13 protein-coding genes and 2 pseudogenes are annotated in these 14,042 nt (G+C 64.8%); 7 read left to right on the top strand and 8 right to left on the bottom strand.

Annotated features, from left to right (window positions below):
- Positions 1-343 (bottom strand): carbon starvation CstA family protein (locus WCE05_RS20115; RefSeq protein ID WP_368816442.1); only part of this gene is annotated, 343 nt, incomplete at its 3' end.
- Between the two features lie 301 nt (positions 344-644).
- On the opposite strand from WCE05_RS20115, the gene WCE05_RS20110 reads away from it, so the two are divergent.
- On the top strand, positions 645-962 hold the full coding sequence (locus WCE05_RS20110; protein WP_225790778.1) for a hypothetical protein: 318 nt from the start codon (positions 645-647) through the stop codon (positions 960-962).
- Positions 963-987: 25 nt separating this feature from the next.
- Complete coding sequence (locus WCE05_RS20105) at positions 988-2,160, top strand: hypothetical protein (protein WP_368816441.1); 1,173 nt, start codon at positions 988-990, stop codon at positions 2,158-2,160.
- Positions 2,161-2,221: 61 nt separating this feature from the next.
- On the opposite strand, the gene WCE05_RS20100 is transcribed toward WCE05_RS20105, so the two are convergent.
- The 4 genes from WCE05_RS20100 to WCE05_RS20085 all read right to left on the bottom strand — a co-directional run bounded on the left by WCE05_RS20100 (position 2,222) and on the right by WCE05_RS20085 (position 6,642).
- Entirely contained in the window at positions 2,222-2,551 is a 330-nt protein-coding gene (locus WCE05_RS20100) for a YegP family protein (RefSeq protein WP_368816440.1), read from the bottom strand.
- A 129-nt stretch (positions 2,552-2,680) separates the two neighbouring features.
- Positions 2,681-4,027: an OprD family porin gene (locus WCE05_RS20095; protein ID WP_368816439.1), complete on the bottom strand. Its 1,347-nt coding sequence runs from the start codon at positions 4,025-4,027 to the stop codon at positions 2,681-2,683.
- A gap of 97 nt (positions 4,028-4,124) precedes the next feature.
- Complete coding sequence (locus WCE05_RS20090) at positions 4,125-5,441, bottom strand: MFS transporter (protein ID WP_225790782.1); 1,317 nt, start codon at positions 5,439-5,441, stop codon at positions 4,125-4,127.
- Between the two features lie 25 nt (positions 5,442-5,466).
- Positions 5,467-6,642, bottom strand: coding sequence for a M20 aminoacylase family protein (locus WCE05_RS20085; protein ID WP_225790783.1), 1,176 nt, complete (start codon positions 6,640-6,642; stop codon positions 5,467-5,469).
- A 146-nt stretch (positions 6,643-6,788) separates the two neighbouring features.
- Between WCE05_RS20085 and WCE05_RS20080 the strand changes: the two genes are divergently transcribed.
- On the top strand, positions 6,789-7,739 hold the full coding sequence (locus WCE05_RS20080; RefSeq protein WP_368816438.1) for a LysR family transcriptional regulator: 951 nt from the start codon (positions 6,789-6,791) through the stop codon (positions 7,737-7,739).
- Between the two features lie 144 nt (positions 7,740-7,883).
- Here WCE05_RS20080 and WCE05_RS20075 read toward each other — a convergent pair whose 3' ends face one another.
- Positions 7,884-8,777: a dihydrodipicolinate synthase family protein gene (locus WCE05_RS20075; RefSeq protein WP_368816437.1), complete on the bottom strand. Its 894-nt coding sequence runs from the start codon at positions 8,775-8,777 to the stop codon at positions 7,884-7,886.
- 342 nt (positions 8,778-9,119) lie between these two features.
- Positions 9,120-9,386, bottom strand: a pseudogene (locus WCE05_RS20070) (LysR family transcriptional regulator); the annotation flags it as partial.
- A gap of 230 nt (positions 9,387-9,616) precedes the next feature.
- On the opposite strand from WCE05_RS20070, the gene WCE05_RS20065 reads away from it, so the two are divergent.
- From WCE05_RS20065 to WCE05_RS20050, 4 genes and pseudogenes are all read left to right on the top strand, one after another.
- Positions 9,617-10,846: an aromatic ring-hydroxylating dioxygenase subunit alpha gene (locus WCE05_RS20065; RefSeq protein ID WP_225790786.1), complete on the top strand. Its 1,230-nt coding sequence runs from the start codon at positions 9,617-9,619 to the stop codon at positions 10,844-10,846.
- A gap of 102 nt (positions 10,847-10,948) precedes the next feature.
- Positions 10,949-12,292 carry a dimethylsulfonioproprionate lyase DddP gene (dddP, locus tag WCE05_RS20060; RefSeq protein ID WP_225790787.1) on the top strand — a complete coding sequence of 448 codons (1,344 nt, stop codon included), beginning with the start codon at positions 10,949-10,951 and terminating at the stop codon, positions 12,290-12,292.
- A 100-nt stretch (positions 12,293-12,392) separates the two neighbouring features.
- Positions 12,393-12,539, top strand: a pseudogene (locus WCE05_RS20055) (helix-turn-helix domain-containing protein); the annotation flags it as partial.
- An 89-nt stretch (positions 12,540-12,628) separates the two neighbouring features.
- Positions 12,629-13,198 (top strand): SPOR domain-containing protein, encoded by a 570-nt coding sequence (locus tag WCE05_RS20050; RefSeq protein ID WP_225790788.1) that lies wholly within the window; start codon positions 12,629-12,631, stop codon positions 13,196-13,198.
- A gap of 57 nt (positions 13,199-13,255) precedes the next feature.
- Here WCE05_RS20050 and WCE05_RS20045 read toward each other — a convergent pair whose 3' ends face one another.
- Positions 13,256-14,035 (bottom strand): peptidylprolyl isomerase, encoded by a 780-nt coding sequence (locus WCE05_RS20045; RefSeq protein ID WP_368816436.1) that lies wholly within the window; start codon positions 14,033-14,035, stop codon positions 13,256-13,258.
- Positions 14,036-14,042 lie beyond the last annotated feature (7 nt).

Below are 14,042 nucleotides of genomic sequence, written 5' to 3'. Positions count from 1 at the left end.
GCAGGTAGCCCATCTGCGCGGCGAGCACCGGGCCGACCAGGGGGCCGGCGCCGGCGATGGCGGCGAAGTGGTGGCCGAAGAGGATGTGCTTGTTGGTCGGGACGTAGTCCAGGCCATCGTTGTTGAGTACGGCGGGGGTTGCACGTGTAGGGTCGAGCTGCATCACCTTGGTGGCGATGAACAGGCTGTAGTAGCGGTAGGCGACCAGGTAGATGGCCACGGCGGCGGTTACGATCCACAAGGCATTGATGGCTTCGCCCCTGCGCAAGGCCAGGGTGCCGAGCGCGAATGCGCCAAGCAGGGCAACGGCGAACCAGGCAATTCGGGTAGCCAGATTGGTCATCGAGTTTTCTCCTGCCACGGGTGGGTTACCTGCGGCGGTCTTTGTTGTTGTTTGGGCCCGGGTAGGGCGCTGCACACTGTCCGCGCACTGGGCTTGGGAGAAAATTCGCAGTAATACGCGGGAGGACTACGTAGTACTACGTAGTGCGGTGCTGTCTGCACAGTTGGATGTGTCGCCCATACTGGGGCGCGCAGCGGCCCTAGGCCCTCACAGCACACAAGCCCATCGAGACAGCTACACTGAACCGAGCATCGTTCGCCAGGAATGCCAGAGCAGTTCTCACCCAACAAGAGTGCTTCGCATGGCCAGGAAAATTCGATTATTGGTTAATGAAGAGCCGCCCAGAACGAAGAGCGCCTTACCTGTGCCCGGGTTCGATGCGCTGGGTCAGCGGGTCGTGGAACTTGGCAGTGACGTGCTCAAGAAAAGCATCGACGGGACGCTGCAGGGTATTTTCGAACTGCTGTCCGAGGTCACGGACGAAAGCGCAACGCATGTGGTTACCGAGATTTCATTCAGCCTGGCCTTCGATGCGTCAGGCGAAGTTTCAGTCGTCTCCCTGGCAAAGGGCTCGCTCAAGGGCAGCACGGGGCTGGAGTTCACGATAAGGAAGAAATGAATGCCATTCGATCGCAGGTGCAGACATGACGACCGACACGCAAGAGGCACTTGCTTATCTCGAACAACTCCAGCGGCATACGTATGAACACCTGGGCATCGAGCCAGACTGGGCGACAGCCGACTACCTCGAATTCCAGGAAGCATTCATCCGCAGGTACTACGAGTCTCAGGTTCGCCATCGAGGAACGCCGTTCGAGGTGTTCCGGGAAATGGCGCTGCAAGAACTGCGCGGTGGCCCCGACACCGTGATCAGCACCTATCAGGACCCCGCGTGGTATTCGCTCTTGGTCAGGATGACCAAGGAAATAGAGGAGGTGCTGAGCGGGCAGAACATGAAGCTGGATCCTGCGCCCCTGTTCGGAACGCTCCCCACAGGGCGAGTCAATGGCATGGCGCTCAAGGCACCCGGGCTCGACCACGTCATCATCCTCATCGAAGACGGGCTCTTTGGTTTCGCCAACCTCGCGGCCAAGGCGGTTTCCAGAACATTCCCGTTCAAAGGCGACAGCGAGGGGCGCCTGATGTTTTCTGTCGACCCGGCAGACTGGCAACAGGAACTGGCAGCCAGGCCGGAACTTCCCGAGAAGTTCCTGGAGGTGCTGCTGGCGTACATCGTGGGCGGGCACCCGCACCTGGCCACGTCTTACTTGCCAGAGCCCAATTACGATGGGATTGCCAGCGCATTGCGCGATGCCCTCGAGTTGTTCGTCCTGGGGCATGAGTACGGGCATCTGGTCAGCGGGCACCTGAATGGCGATGAGACGAAGCGGGCCGTCATCGCCGGTGAAGATATCGACGAAATAACCACGAACTGGAACGAAGAGTTCGAGGCGGATGTCCGTGGGCTCGAATTCATGCTCGCCGTCATGGGGAAAAGAGGGTTCGATCTTTCATTGAGTTTCTGGGGCGCTGAGTTTTTCTTCGGTTGCATCGAAATCGTCGAGCGGGCAGTCAGTGTCATCAGGACGGGCGAGGCCGACATACCGCTGTCTACCACCCATCCGCCCACCGAAATGCGGCGGCAGATGTTGCATCTTGTCCTCGAACGCTCCGTGCCCGAGGACAGTGTCATTGGCCCCCTGCAACTCGCCGGCCGGGTGAGCTCCGTTCTCGAGCAACTGTGGCGCTTCTGTGAACCTGTACTCCTCGATGCTCACCGCAAGGGTGTCGTGCTTGCGCCTGCCTGGAGGCAATGATGTTTTCTGCAGCAACAGTGCCGATTGCCGGGCAGCGCTGTAGGGCTGCCCGGCGGAGGGGTCAGGTGTTGTCCTTCACCGTGGTCGTGGCCCCGTTGGTTTTGACGGAGGCGATGCCGTTATCCCGGGCCGACGTGCTGGAGTACATTTCACTGCGCCCGATGACCTGGCCGTTTGCCGCGGTCAAGGTGAAATAGGGCGAACCGTCGGCTGCCGTCTTGCGTTGATACCTGGCATCGCTCGACGCATTCTGGCGGACCGAAGCGATGCCGTCCTGTGCGCTGGCTTTGGTGGTATAGCGTTCGCTGGTGAGAATGATTTCGTTGTTCCCGGCTTTCAGGTTGAACATGTACTGATCGCCGCTGCGTTTCAATTCGTAGTAACCGCCCATGAAAATCTCCGGTATTGACGTCGTCTGAGAACTGGCCGACACCTGCGCTGCGCAAGTATCCGCGCTGCTTTAGCGTAGTGCATATCCTGGGTGTTTTCGTTTTTCTCCAAAGGGTTGGCACCGCCCGTTCTACAGGCTCAGCGGATATTCGACGATCAGCCGCACTTCATTGATGTCCGGCAGGTCGGCCTGGGCCTGTCGGTTGCCTCGGTAGCTGGCCACGCGGGTGCGCAGGGAGAGGTCGCGGGCCGGTCCTGCCTGCACCACGTAGCGCACCTCCATGTCCAGTTCGTGCCATTTCGCGCCGTCATACTGGCCATAGGTGGACAATGCCCCGCCCGCATAGCGCTGGCCGGGGCGCCAGTGCCGGTCGCTGGCGCCGGAGCCGGTGACGTAGCGGGTCATGAAGCTCAGGCCAGGGACGCCATAGCCGGCCAGGTTGAGGTCGTAGCGTGCCTGGCGGGATTTCATGCCGGGGGCGTTGAAGTCCGATAGCTGCACCGAGTTGGCCAGGTCGATGGACAGGCCACCGACATAGTCGAACGGTGTATCGCCGTCGATCTGCTGGTAGGCCAGGGTGATGCGGTGCGGACCGTGGCGCCAGGCTCCGGCCAGGCTCCAGCTGGTGTTGGCGACGGGGCCGGACAGTTCCCGCCCGGTGGCGTCGCTGCGGTACAGCTGCAGATCGAGGTTCAGGCCGCTGGACCGCGTGAACGGCAGGTCCTGGTTGAGGTTCAGGTAGTACTGCAGCCAGTTGTCCTCGGCGCGGGCATGGAACAGTTTCGCGCGCAGGGTATCGCTGAACGAATAGCTGGCCCCGAGAAAATCCAGGCTGCGTACCGCCACGTCGGAATAGCGGGTGCGCAGGCTATCGTCGTCATTGCTGGAGGCGAAGCCGTGGTAGGCGGTGAAGTGGCCTGCCTCGACCAGCAGGCCGGGCAGGGTGTCGTTGCGCAGGTACAGGCCGGTGGCCAGTTCGGGTAGCAGGCGGCTGTCGGCGGTGGTGAACACCGGCGTCGAGGTGCGCATCTCGCCCCATTTCAGTTCGTTGCCGCGCCAGCGTGCCTTGAGCGCGGCGCCGGCATGGCTGTAGTCGTCCGCCACTTCGGCGTCGCGCTGGCGGTCATGGCGCACCGGCAACAGCAGGGTGCCGGTGCGCCCCGCGCCGCTGTCGAGCTTGAGGCCGAGGTGGGCATGGGCATCGAGCCCCAGGCCCAGGGTGCCCTGGGTGAACCCGGAGTCGAGGCCAAGCATCAGGCCATGGGCCCATTCCTCGCGGTAACCCTTGCGTTCGTCCGCAGGCCGGGCGGCATTGTCGCCCTGGCCGTTGCTGGCGCCGTTGCGCAGGTCGCGGTTGAAGTAGAAGTTGCGGTTGCGCAACTCCAGTTGGCTGTCTTCGACAAGGCCGTGGGGAGCGGCCAGCACATCGGAGGCCAGCAGGGCACTGCAGAGCAGCGTGGCAGGGCGATGGAGCATGAGGTTTCACCTGTTGTTCTTGTTTTCGGCGCATCCGGGTGCCGTAGGCGGGAGGCCCAGGGCAGTGAAGGGGAGGGCTCGTCCGTGAGCCGAGGGGTCAGTCGAGGTCCTTGCCAGCGGTTTCCGGCACCAGCTTCAGGCCCACCAGCGACAGCAGGATCGCCGCGATGATGTAGAACGCCGGTGCATTGCTGTTGCCGGTGAGGCTGACCAGGCCAGCGGCGAAGAACTGGGCGAAACCGCCGAACAGGGCCACGCCGATGCAATAGGCCAAAGACATGCCGCTGGCACGGATGTGGGTGGGAAACAGCTCCGGCAGGATCGCCAGGTTGGGCACGATGGTGTAGGTCAGCGGGATGCTCAGCAGGGTCACCACGCCGAGCAGCACGCCCAGGTTGGGGTGCTGGTTGAGCAGCAGGAAGGCCGGGTAGATCGCCAGCAGCAGGATCGGCAAGGGCCAGAAGATCGCCTTGCGCCGGCCGATGCGGTCGCTCAGTCGACCGGCATGGGCCGAGAGCAGCAGGGGCGGCAGGCAGGCGACGATCGCCGCCCAGGTGCCGCTGGCCAGGGGCATGCCGAGTACGCCGATGGCATGGTTGGCCAGGTAGAACTGGATGGTGTAGATCGGCACGGTGGCGCCGATCACCAGCAGCACGCCCGCCAGCATCTGCCGTGGGTGCTGCAGCAGCACGGCCAGTTGCCTGCCCTGGGACACCGCCGCGCCGCTGCGCACGATCTGGCGGTGGGCCTGGGTTTCTTCCAGGCGATGGCGGATGTACTCGCTGACCGGGATGGCCAGGATGCCCAGGGCGAAGATCAGGCGCCAGCCCCAGCTGTCCATGGCCTCGGGGCTGAGCAGGGTGCTCAACAGGGTGACCATCAGCCCGCCCAGGCAGATGCCCAGGCTCTGACTGAAGGTCTGCCAGCTGCAGTAGTAGCCGCGCGAATGCTTGTCGGCATACTCCATGAGCATGGTGGTCGAGGTGCCGATCTGCCCGCCCACTGCGAAGCCCTGCAAGAGCCGCGCGACGATCACCACCGCTGGGCCGAGCAGGCCGGCCTGGGCATAGGTGGGCGCGACGGTGAACAGCAGCGAGCCGATCGCCATCAGCCACAGGGTCAGGCGCATGGCCGCCTTGCGCCCGGCACGGTCGGCGTACAGGCCGATCACCAAGCCGCCCAGGGGGCGCATGACGAAGCCGGTGCCGAACACCGCCAGCGACAGCATCAGCGGAATCAACGGATGGTCGCTGAAGGGAAAGAACAGCCGTGCCATGAGCGTGGCCAGCAGGCTGTAGACCAGAAAATCGTAGAACTCCAGGGCATTGCCCACGCAGATCGCGGCGATCGCCCGGCGCTTGCTGGGTGGCCGGCTGTGGGTGTCGATGGCGAAGTCTGTTGTTTTTGTTGTCATCGTCTGTGCTCTCTTGCGATGGCCGTCAGGCCAGGAAACGTTGCGCCAGCCGCACCCAGAAGGTGGCGCCCAGGGGCAGTGCCAGGTCGTTGAAGTCGTAGCCAGGGTTGTGGACCTCGCAGGTGCCGCTGCCGTGGCCATTGCCGATCAGCAGGTAGCAACCGGGGACCTGCTCCAGCCAGAAGGCGAAGTCGTCGCTGGCGCAGATCGGCTGCTGCCGTGGCGCCAGGCCCTCGTCGCCGAGCCAGTCGCGTATCACCTGTTCGGCCAGTTGGCTGGCCTCTGGGTCGTTGACCAGCACCGGGTAGCCTTCGCCGAAGCTCACGTCGGCCGTGGCGCCATAGCCCTGGGCGTGCAGCTCGGCGAGGGTGGCGATCCGCTGGCGCAGCAGGTGGCGGACCTCGGGGTCGAGCGTGCGCACGCTCAGGCGCAGTTCGGCCCGGTCGGGAATGACGTTGGCGGCATCGCCGGCGAGCAAGGCGCCCACGGTGATGATCGCGGTCTCGCTCGGCGGCACGTTGCGCGACACGATGGTCTGCAACGCCAGGACCAGCGAAGCGCCGACCACCACCGGGTCGACTGTCTTGTCGGGCATCGCGCCGTGGCCGCCCTGGCCGTGGATGACGATGGTCACGCTGTCGGTAGAGGCCATGCGCGGCCCGGCGAGCACGCCGAACTGGCCGACCGGCATGCCGGGGGAGTTGTGCAGGGCGAACAGGGCGTCGCAGGGGAAGCGTTCGAACACGCCTTCGTCGAGCATGCGCTTGGCGCCGGAGCCGCCGTGGCCTTCCTCGGCGGGCTGGAAGAACAGGTGCAGGGTGCCGCGCCAGTGGCGCTCGCGGGCCAGTTCGCAAGCTGCCGCCAGGAGCATGGCGGTGTGCCCGTCATGGCCGCAGGCGTGCATCTTGCCCGGTACCGTGCTGGCCCAGGGGCGGCCGCTCTGTTCGGCGATCGGCAGGGCATCGAGCTCGGCGCGCAGGCCCAGCGTGGGGCCTGCGCCATTGCGCAGGGTGCCGACCACGGCGGTGCCGGCCAGGCCCTGGTGGACCTCGTAGCCCCACTGCTGCAGGTGGTCGATCACCCGCGCACGGGTGGCGAACTCTTCGAAGCCCAGTTCGGGCTGGCGGTGGATGGCCCGGCGCAGCTCGACCATGGCCGGGGTGATGGCGGCGATGCCGGGGGCGATGCAGGTGTTATGCATATTGTTCTTTCCTGGTCAGCGAGGCGACACTGCAGGGCCCGTTGGCGGCCCTGGCCTCGTGCTTTAACCTAGCGCCCCCGCTGGCTGGGCATAAGCCGCAAAAATGTTGTCATGACGACCCTTGGTGTTCAGGCAGGAGACTCTTCGTGAAGCTGCACCAGCTACAGGCCCTGATCGCCGTGGCCGACCACGGTGGCATCCGTTCCGCCGCCCGGGCGCTGGCGTTGTCCCAGGCGGCGATCACCCGTGCCTTGCGTGAATTGGAGCAAGAGCAGGGGCTGGCGTTGCTGGCCCGGCATGCCGGCGGCGCGCGCCTGACCACGGCGGGCCTGACCCTGCTGCCGCATGCCCGGCAGATCGCCAGCCAGTTGGAAAAGGCCCAGCGCGACCTGGCCAGTCTGCGGGGGGAAACGCCGAGCCGCTTGTGCGTGGGGATCACGCCCTGGTTCGGGCAGACCCTGCTGGGCGCGGCGCTGCAAGCCTTTCGCCAGGCGATGCCGGCGGTGCAACTGGAGCTCTACGAAGGCCTGCAGGCGGTCAGCCTGTCGCTGTTGCGCAGCGGCCAGATGCAGTTCGCCCTGGGCCCGGCCGGGGGGCTGCCGGCCCAGGAGTTCAGCCACCAGGTGTTGGCGCACTACCCCATGCAGGTGCTGGCACGCATCGGCCACCCGTTGCAGGAGGCGCGCTCGCTCGGCCAGTTGCTGGAGCACGACTGGGTCATGAACTTCACCCAGACAGGCCAGCACTCGCTGATGCAGCAGTTGTTCGGCCGCCATGGCCTGGACCTCGAGCCGGGGCGCATCGTCTGCGCCCAGTCCAGCGCCATGCTCAGCAGCCTGATCATCGATGCCGGCATGCTCGGCTATTCGCCCGCGCCGATGCTGCTGTGCGAGCCACTGCGCGACAAGGCACGCGCCCTGGCGCTGGACGAGCCGTTGGAGGAGGGGGATATCAGCGTGATTCAGCTGCGCGACCAGGTGCTGGACCCGGCCGCGCGCTGTTTCGTGCGCTGCCTGCAGCAAGTGCTGAAGGCCTGCTGCCGGTCACGCAGCGCGGATGACCGACGCTTGGCGGACATGCTCAGGTTGTGCTTCTGAGCACGCCCGGGCGTCATTGATGGCGACGTCGGCCGTGACGGCGCTGTCGAGGGACGGCCTGGGCGTGCGCGGTGGCAGTAGGCCCACCCAGCCGGACAGGCTGGCGTGCTTGGGAAACTTCTTGGCCACGTACATGTCGAGGTGTCAGGCCAGGCCGGCTTCGCGCGAGGCCAGCGGGCCCAGGGCGGCCTTGAGCACCTCGAGCTTTTCCGCCGACAGACGAGCCAGCGGGCGGCGTGGGTTGCCGGCGCCATAGCCGCTCAGTTGCGCGCCTGCGTAGACCGACTGCACGTAGTCGCCTTGCCAGATCAACGACATGACCGGCTCCAGTTCGCGCCAGATCTCGCGGGCACGCTCCCACTGGCGCTCCATGGCCGCATTGACGAAGGCGACGCAGGTGCGTGGCGCCATGTTGGCGCCGCCCCAGATCAGGCCCGCGGCGCCAGCATACAGGGCATAGGGCGCCAGCGGATCGGCGCCGTTCATGGTGGGCAGGCCCGTGCGGATCAGCGAGGCCTGGGCAGCGAGGTCGCCGCTGCTGTCCTTGACCGACACGAAGTTGGGGATTTCGCTGAGCTTGCCAAACAATGCCGGAGTCACTTCCACGCCTACGGCCTGGGGCACGTTGTAGCCGATGACCGGCAGGCCCGCCTGGCAGACCGTGGTGTAGAAGTCGACGATGCCCTGGTCGTCGGTCGGGCCTTCGAAGAACGGCGGCAGCACCATGACCCCGTCGGCCCCGCAATCGGCGGCATGCCGGGTGCGTTCCAGCACGTCCTCGACCAGCAGCGCGGAGGTCTGGGCGATCACCCGGGCACGGCCAGCGATGACCTTGGCGCCGAAGGCGACCAACTCCTTGGATTCTTCCTTGCTCAGGTAGACGTGCATGCCAGTGCCGGAACTGAGCACGAAGCCATGCACGCCAGCGGCGATATAACCCTCGATCAGGGTTTCGAAGCGGGCATAGTCGATATTGCCTTGGGTATCGAAGGGCGTAGTGATAGCCAGGTTGATACCGGAAAACGGGAATGCGGACATATGGAATAACCTCTTCTTGTTTTGGCTGTATATTTTTTGGGCGCGCTTCTTTTGTGAGTGAAAAAATCAGTCGGTATGGCGTTGTTCTTCACGCAACATGAATGTTTTCACGGGGTCCGCTGAAAGAGAACTTTTGCAGGGCGATTGATATCCGGATGGACGAATGAATTATTCATTTATCCAGACCTCCCGCAACACTAACCTTCACCTCGAAGCGCTGCACAGCATCAAGGTGAAGGTTAGTGTTGCGGGAAAGTGGAATACAGCGACATTTACACGGGTCATCTGATGAGCTGAGGTTATCCATCCAGGTCTTGGGAGGATGACCACTCGAACGCGATGGTTCAGGTCTATTTCTGGATAGGTGTCGAAAAAGGCGGGCAACCTGGTGCTGAGCCAGAAGTTGGCGAAGGCCGGCGAGCAGCATAGCGTCACCCGTTGCTTGGGTTTGTCGGTGTTGCGGATGCGTTGCGCCGTCTGGGCGATATTGGTGAACGAAAGCTGCACGGCATCGAAGAAGATCGAGCGGGCCGCCGCGACGAAGGCCTTGACGGCGCGCAGGGACGGCATCTTCATCAATGTGTGATCGGGTTCGGTGTGCTTGACCATAACATCAGGTAATCAATAGACCGTATAAAAAGTCGATTCTTGAGACTGAGAGCCTCGCCCTAGACTGTTTGTCAAGCAGCAGCGATGACTGCTCGATTATTTCAATCGGCAGGCTATCCGAGTCGATTGAAACATTGAAGCCTTAATCGTACAGGTTGTATCGGGCTGATGAGCCCTGACGCATACGGCATGCCGCGGGCCCCTGCACTTACTTGGGAGCATCCATAATAATGTACAAAAGTACCGATGTATTGGACCTGATAAAACAACGCAAGCCGCAGCATGGGCTGCCGGGTATCGCGTACAGGGACCCGGAAGTCTATCGCCAGGACCTCGAACAGATCTGGCACCGTGAATGGATTTTCGCCGGGCATACGTTCGAGATCGAAAAGCCCGGCCAATATATAACGTTGCAGATTGGCGACTATCCGGTAGCCGTGGTGCGCGGTGGCGATGGCCAGGTCCGTGCCTTCCACAATGCCTGCCGTCATCGCGGCTCCAAGGTCTGCACCGAGGCCAAGGGCAAGGTGGCCAAGCTGGTCTGCCCTTATCACAAGTGGACCTTCGAACTGGATGGTCGCTTGCTGTTCGCCGGTAACATGGGCCCGGACTTCAATACCGCCGACCACGGCCTGCTGCCCGCCCACTGCGAGGTGGTCCACAGCTACATCTACGTTTGCGTGGCCAAGGTGGCGCCGGACTTCGAGAAGTTCCGCAGCGCGGTCTCGCCGTTCATCGGCCCCCATTACCTGGAAGACTGCAAGGTCGCCTTCGAGTCCAACCTGGTCGAGCAGGGCAACTGGAAGCTGGTCTTCGAGAACAACCGCGAGTGCTACCACTGCGACGGCACGCACCCGGAGCTGCTCAACTCCTTCGTCGAGAACGTCTCGGTGCAGGGGATCGGCGGCGAGGAAGACCCGGAGCTGGCCACCCACTGGAACACCTGCGAGGCCGGTGGCCTGGCCAGCCGGCTGGTCATGGACCCAGGCGGCCAGTACCGCATGACCCGCATCCCACTCAACAATGGCGCCAGCAGCTACACCATGGACGGCAAGCCAGCGGTGTCCCGTCGCCTGGACCGCAGCGGCGTGGGCAATATCGGTGCCTTGCTCTATTTCAACTACCCCTCGACCTGGAACCACTTCCTTGGCGACCACGCCTTGAGTTTCCGTGTGCTGCCGATGGGGCCGGGGGAGACCGTGGTGACCACCAAGTGGCTGGTTCCCAAGGATGCCCAGGAAGGCGTGGACTACGACCTCGAGCGCCTGACCAAGGTGTGGATGGCGACCAACGACCAGGACCGCCGCCTGGTGGAGGGCACCCAGGTCGGCGTGACCTCGCCGGCCTACGCGCCAGGGCCGTATTCGGGCCTGGTGGAAAATGGCGTGTGCCAGTTCGTCGACTGGTATTGCGAGCTGATGATCCGCCGTCTGGGCGAGGCCTCGGCGCGGATCGCCTGAGTCACGCAAGAGGCATTTGGGCGGGGTGGCCGGTGGGGCAGGGGCCTTCACCGGCCCTCTGCCGCGATCGGTATTCAAGAACAACAACACAGGAGCACCGTGATGACATCGCCATTCTCGATCCCCAGCCATGCCCGACGTATCGACCCCTCCCGGCAACGCGCCGCTGCGCTCAAGGCAGACGGCTCGGTCGACGACAACGACCGCGTCGAGATCGGCCCGACGCCCCTGGCCTTTGCCGAGTGGCAGCGCCTCGGGCTGCAGGCGCCGCACCTGCCGAGCATGCGCGAGTACCGCTTGCGGCGCATCTGCGAACAGCTGGTAGCCCGTGACCTGGGCGGTATCTTGCTGTTCGACCCGCTGAACATCCGCTACGCCACCGACACCACCAACATGCAGCTGTGGACCACCCACAACCCGGCTCGTGCCTGTTTCGTCGCCGCCAGTGGCCATGTGGTGCTGTGGGACTTTCACGGTTGCGACCACCTGTCTGCGCACTTGCCGCTGATCAGCGAGCTGCGTAGCGGGGCGTCGTTCTTCTACTTCGAGTCGGGTGACCGTACCGACGAGCATGCGCGCCATTTCTGCGCGCAGGTGGATGAGCTGTTACGCACCCATGCAGGCAACAACCGCCGCCTGGCGGTCGACCGCATCGAGGTGGCCGGGTTGCGCGCCCTCGATGCCCTGGGCGTGGAGGTGCACAACGGCCAGGAGGTGACCGAGTTCGCCCGCATGGTCAAGGGGCCGGACGAGATCCTCGCCATGCGCTGCGCCGTCGCCTCCTGCGAAGCGGCGGTGGCCGAGATGCACCAGGCCATGCGTGCCGGAATGACCGAGAACGACGTCTGGGCGGTACTGCACGCTGGCAACATCCGCCGTGGCGGCGAGTGGATCGAGACGCGCATCCTCAGTTCCGGTCCTCGCACCAACCCGTGGTACCAGGAGTCCGGCCCGAGGGTCTTGAGCGATGGCGACCTGTTGTCGTTCGACACCGACTTGATCGGGGTCTACGGCTTCTGCGTGGACATGTCGCGCAGCTGGATCTGTGGTGGCGGGGAGCCGACCGCGGAGCAGAAGCGCCTGTACCGCATTGCCCATGAGCACATCACTACCAACATCGAGCTGGTCAGGCCCGGTGTGCGCTTCACCGAGCTGACCGCCAAGGGCCACCGCCTGCCCGAGAGCTGCCGCGCCCAGCGCTACGGCGTGATGTTCCACGGGGTGGGGCTGTGCGACGAATACCCCAGCATCCGCTACCCGGAGGATTTGCAGTCCCATGGCTATGAAGGCGAGCTGCAGGCTGGCATGGCGCTTTGCGTGGAGGCCTATGTGGGGGAGGTCGGGGGGCGTGACGGGATCAAACTGGAGAACCAGCTGCTGGTGACGGAGAACGGGTATGAGCTGTTGACCCACTATCCGTTCGAGGAGCGCTTTCTGCGGGACTAGGGGGCGGTTTTTTTCAGCGGCGAGCAGCAAGCTTCAAGCTGCAAGTAGACGCGGTGTAGCGAATGTGGCTGCCTGCGCGCGCCCCGGGCCGGTACCGGCCGAGGCCCGTCGCCTGCTGCAGAACTCCGGCCTGTCGGTGGTGGATGTCGCGCTCGCTTGCGGTTTCGTGTCGAGCAGCCATTTCAGCCGATGCTACAGCGCCTTCTTCGGCCACCCGCCTTCGCGGGAGGTTCGCTGTGAGATCTGATCCCGGCAACGCTGGCGGGTGGCTACGTCCCAGCGATCTGCTGCTTGCATCATGCTAGAATCCGCCCCTTCGAATCAGGAGGTAGACGCGTGCGCAAACTGGCAGTGGTAATGGCAGTGCTGGCCCTGGCCGGCTGTGAGAACGAGGTCGAGGGCGTGCACAAGCAGGTGGCCGAACACCTGCACAACCCCAAGACGGCCAAGTTCGCCAACGTGCGGATCGACACCCAGGGCTCCATCTGCGGCCAGGTCCGTGGCAAGGACGATGCCGGCCAGTACGAGCCGTACCGCAGCTACGTGGCGATCAAGCACGATGGCCAGTACGAGGTGCTCGTCGATGAAACCGGCAACAACCTGCGCATCCGTGAAATCTGCGGTGGCGCCGACCTGCAGCGTCGCGCCGATGCCCTGGCCGACCAGCCGGCGCCCCAAGGCTGGGATGTGGAAGTGATCCAGGGCCCGAACATGGGGGCCCTGAGCGACATGACGGCGCGCCTGATCGAGAAGGGGATCCCGTCCTCGGTGGAGTACCGCGACGGCAAGCCGGTGGTGCTGATGGGGCCGTTCCCCACCAAGGCCGAGGCCGAGGCCCGCAAGGCCGATGTCATGGGGCGCCTGGGGACCGATTCGATCGTCATCCAGCATGGGGCCGAGCGCTGAGACGGCGGCTGGCCGGTCGATAAGCGCTGCCTGGTAATCCTGGGGCCGAATGGACAGCTACCCACCGTCCTCCTCCAGGCTGAACCCCTCGACCCCGAACTCACTCTCCAGTGCCAGGAGGTACTGGCGCAGGGCATGCCGGGTGGACGCTTCGCGCAGGCTGTGGCGCACCCGCTCGGCGACCTGGGCATAGGGCAGGGGGCGGCGCTCGACACGCTCGTCGATGCACACCAGGTGCCAGCCATAGCGCGAGGCCAGCGGCCGGTCGTGCAGGCCCGGCGGCAGGCGCAGCAGCGCCTGGTCCAGCTCGGCGACGGTCTGCCCGGCGGTCAGCCAGCCAAGCTCGCCACCCTGGTCCCTGGACGGGCAGGCGGAATGCCGCAGCGCCAGTTCCGTGAAGCGCTCGGGATGTTGCACCAGCTCCCCCAGCACCCGTTCGGCGAGCCGGTACTGCCCATCGCGCGCCCGTGCATCCTCCGGCGCCGCGGGCAACAGGATGTGCCGCACCCGCAGCCGCGCCGGTGCGCAGAAGCGCTCGCGGTGGCTGTCGAAGTAGCGCCGGCAAGCGTCCTCGTCGGCCTGCGGCACCTGCAGCTCACGCTCCAGCAAGCTGGCCACGGCCTCGTCGCCCGGCGCCAGGCCAAGCATGGCCGCGCGCTGGGCCAGCAGCTCGCGCACCACCAGCGCCCGTGCCGCGCAGCGCTGCGCCTCGGCCAGCGATGGCGCGGGGTGGAAGGGGGTTTCCCGGGCGATATCGGCCTCGCTGAGCCGTGTGTCGCCCACCCGGATCACCGGCGTCGGGTTGTCCGGCAGGTTCTCGACGGCGATCATCTCCATGCTTGTT

Origin of the sequence: Pseudomonas sp. I2 (genome assembly GCF_040984075.1) — a bacterium.
Lineage (GTDB): Bacteria > Pseudomonadota > Gammaproteobacteria > Pseudomonadales > Pseudomonadaceae > Aquipseudomonas > Aquipseudomonas guariconensis_B.
This window is presented reverse-complemented; position numbering and strand designations above follow the sequence as displayed.

Coding starts and splice junctions, on each gene's coding strand:
- WCE05_RS20065 (WP_225790786.1), top strand. CDS start 9,617: ATGTACAAAAGTACCGATGTATTGGACCTGATAAAACAACGCAAGCCG.
- WCE05_RS20110 (WP_225790778.1), top strand. CDS start 645: ATGGCCAGGAAAATTCGATTATTGGTTAATGAAGAGCCGCCCAGAACG.
- dddP (WP_225790787.1), top strand. CDS start 10,949: ATGACATCGCCATTCTCGATCCCCAGCCATGCCCGACGTATCGACCCC.
- WCE05_RS20105 (WP_368816441.1), top strand. CDS start 988: ATGACGACCGACACGCAAGAGGCACTTGCTTATCTCGAACAACTCCAG.
- WCE05_RS20095 (WP_368816439.1), bottom strand. CDS start 4,027: ATGCTCCATCGCCCTGCCACGCTGCTCTGCAGTGCCCTGCTGGCCTCC.
- WCE05_RS20100 (WP_368816440.1), bottom strand. CDS start 2,551: ATGGGCGGTTACTACGAATTGAAACGCAGCGGCGATCAGTACATGTTC.
- WCE05_RS20085 (WP_225790783.1), bottom strand. CDS start 6,642: ATGCATAACACCTGCATCGCCCCCGGCATCGCCGCCATCACCCCGGCC.
- WCE05_RS20075 (WP_368816437.1), bottom strand. CDS start 8,777: ATGTCCGCATTCCCGTTTTCCGGTATCAACCTGGCTATCACTACGCCC.
- WCE05_RS20090 (WP_225790782.1), bottom strand. CDS start 5,441: ATGACAACAAAAACAACAGACTTCGCCATCGACACCCACAGCCGGCCA.
- WCE05_RS20045 (WP_368816436.1), bottom strand. CDS start 14,035: ATGGAGATGATCGCCGTCGAGAACCTGCCGGACAACCCGACGCCGGTG.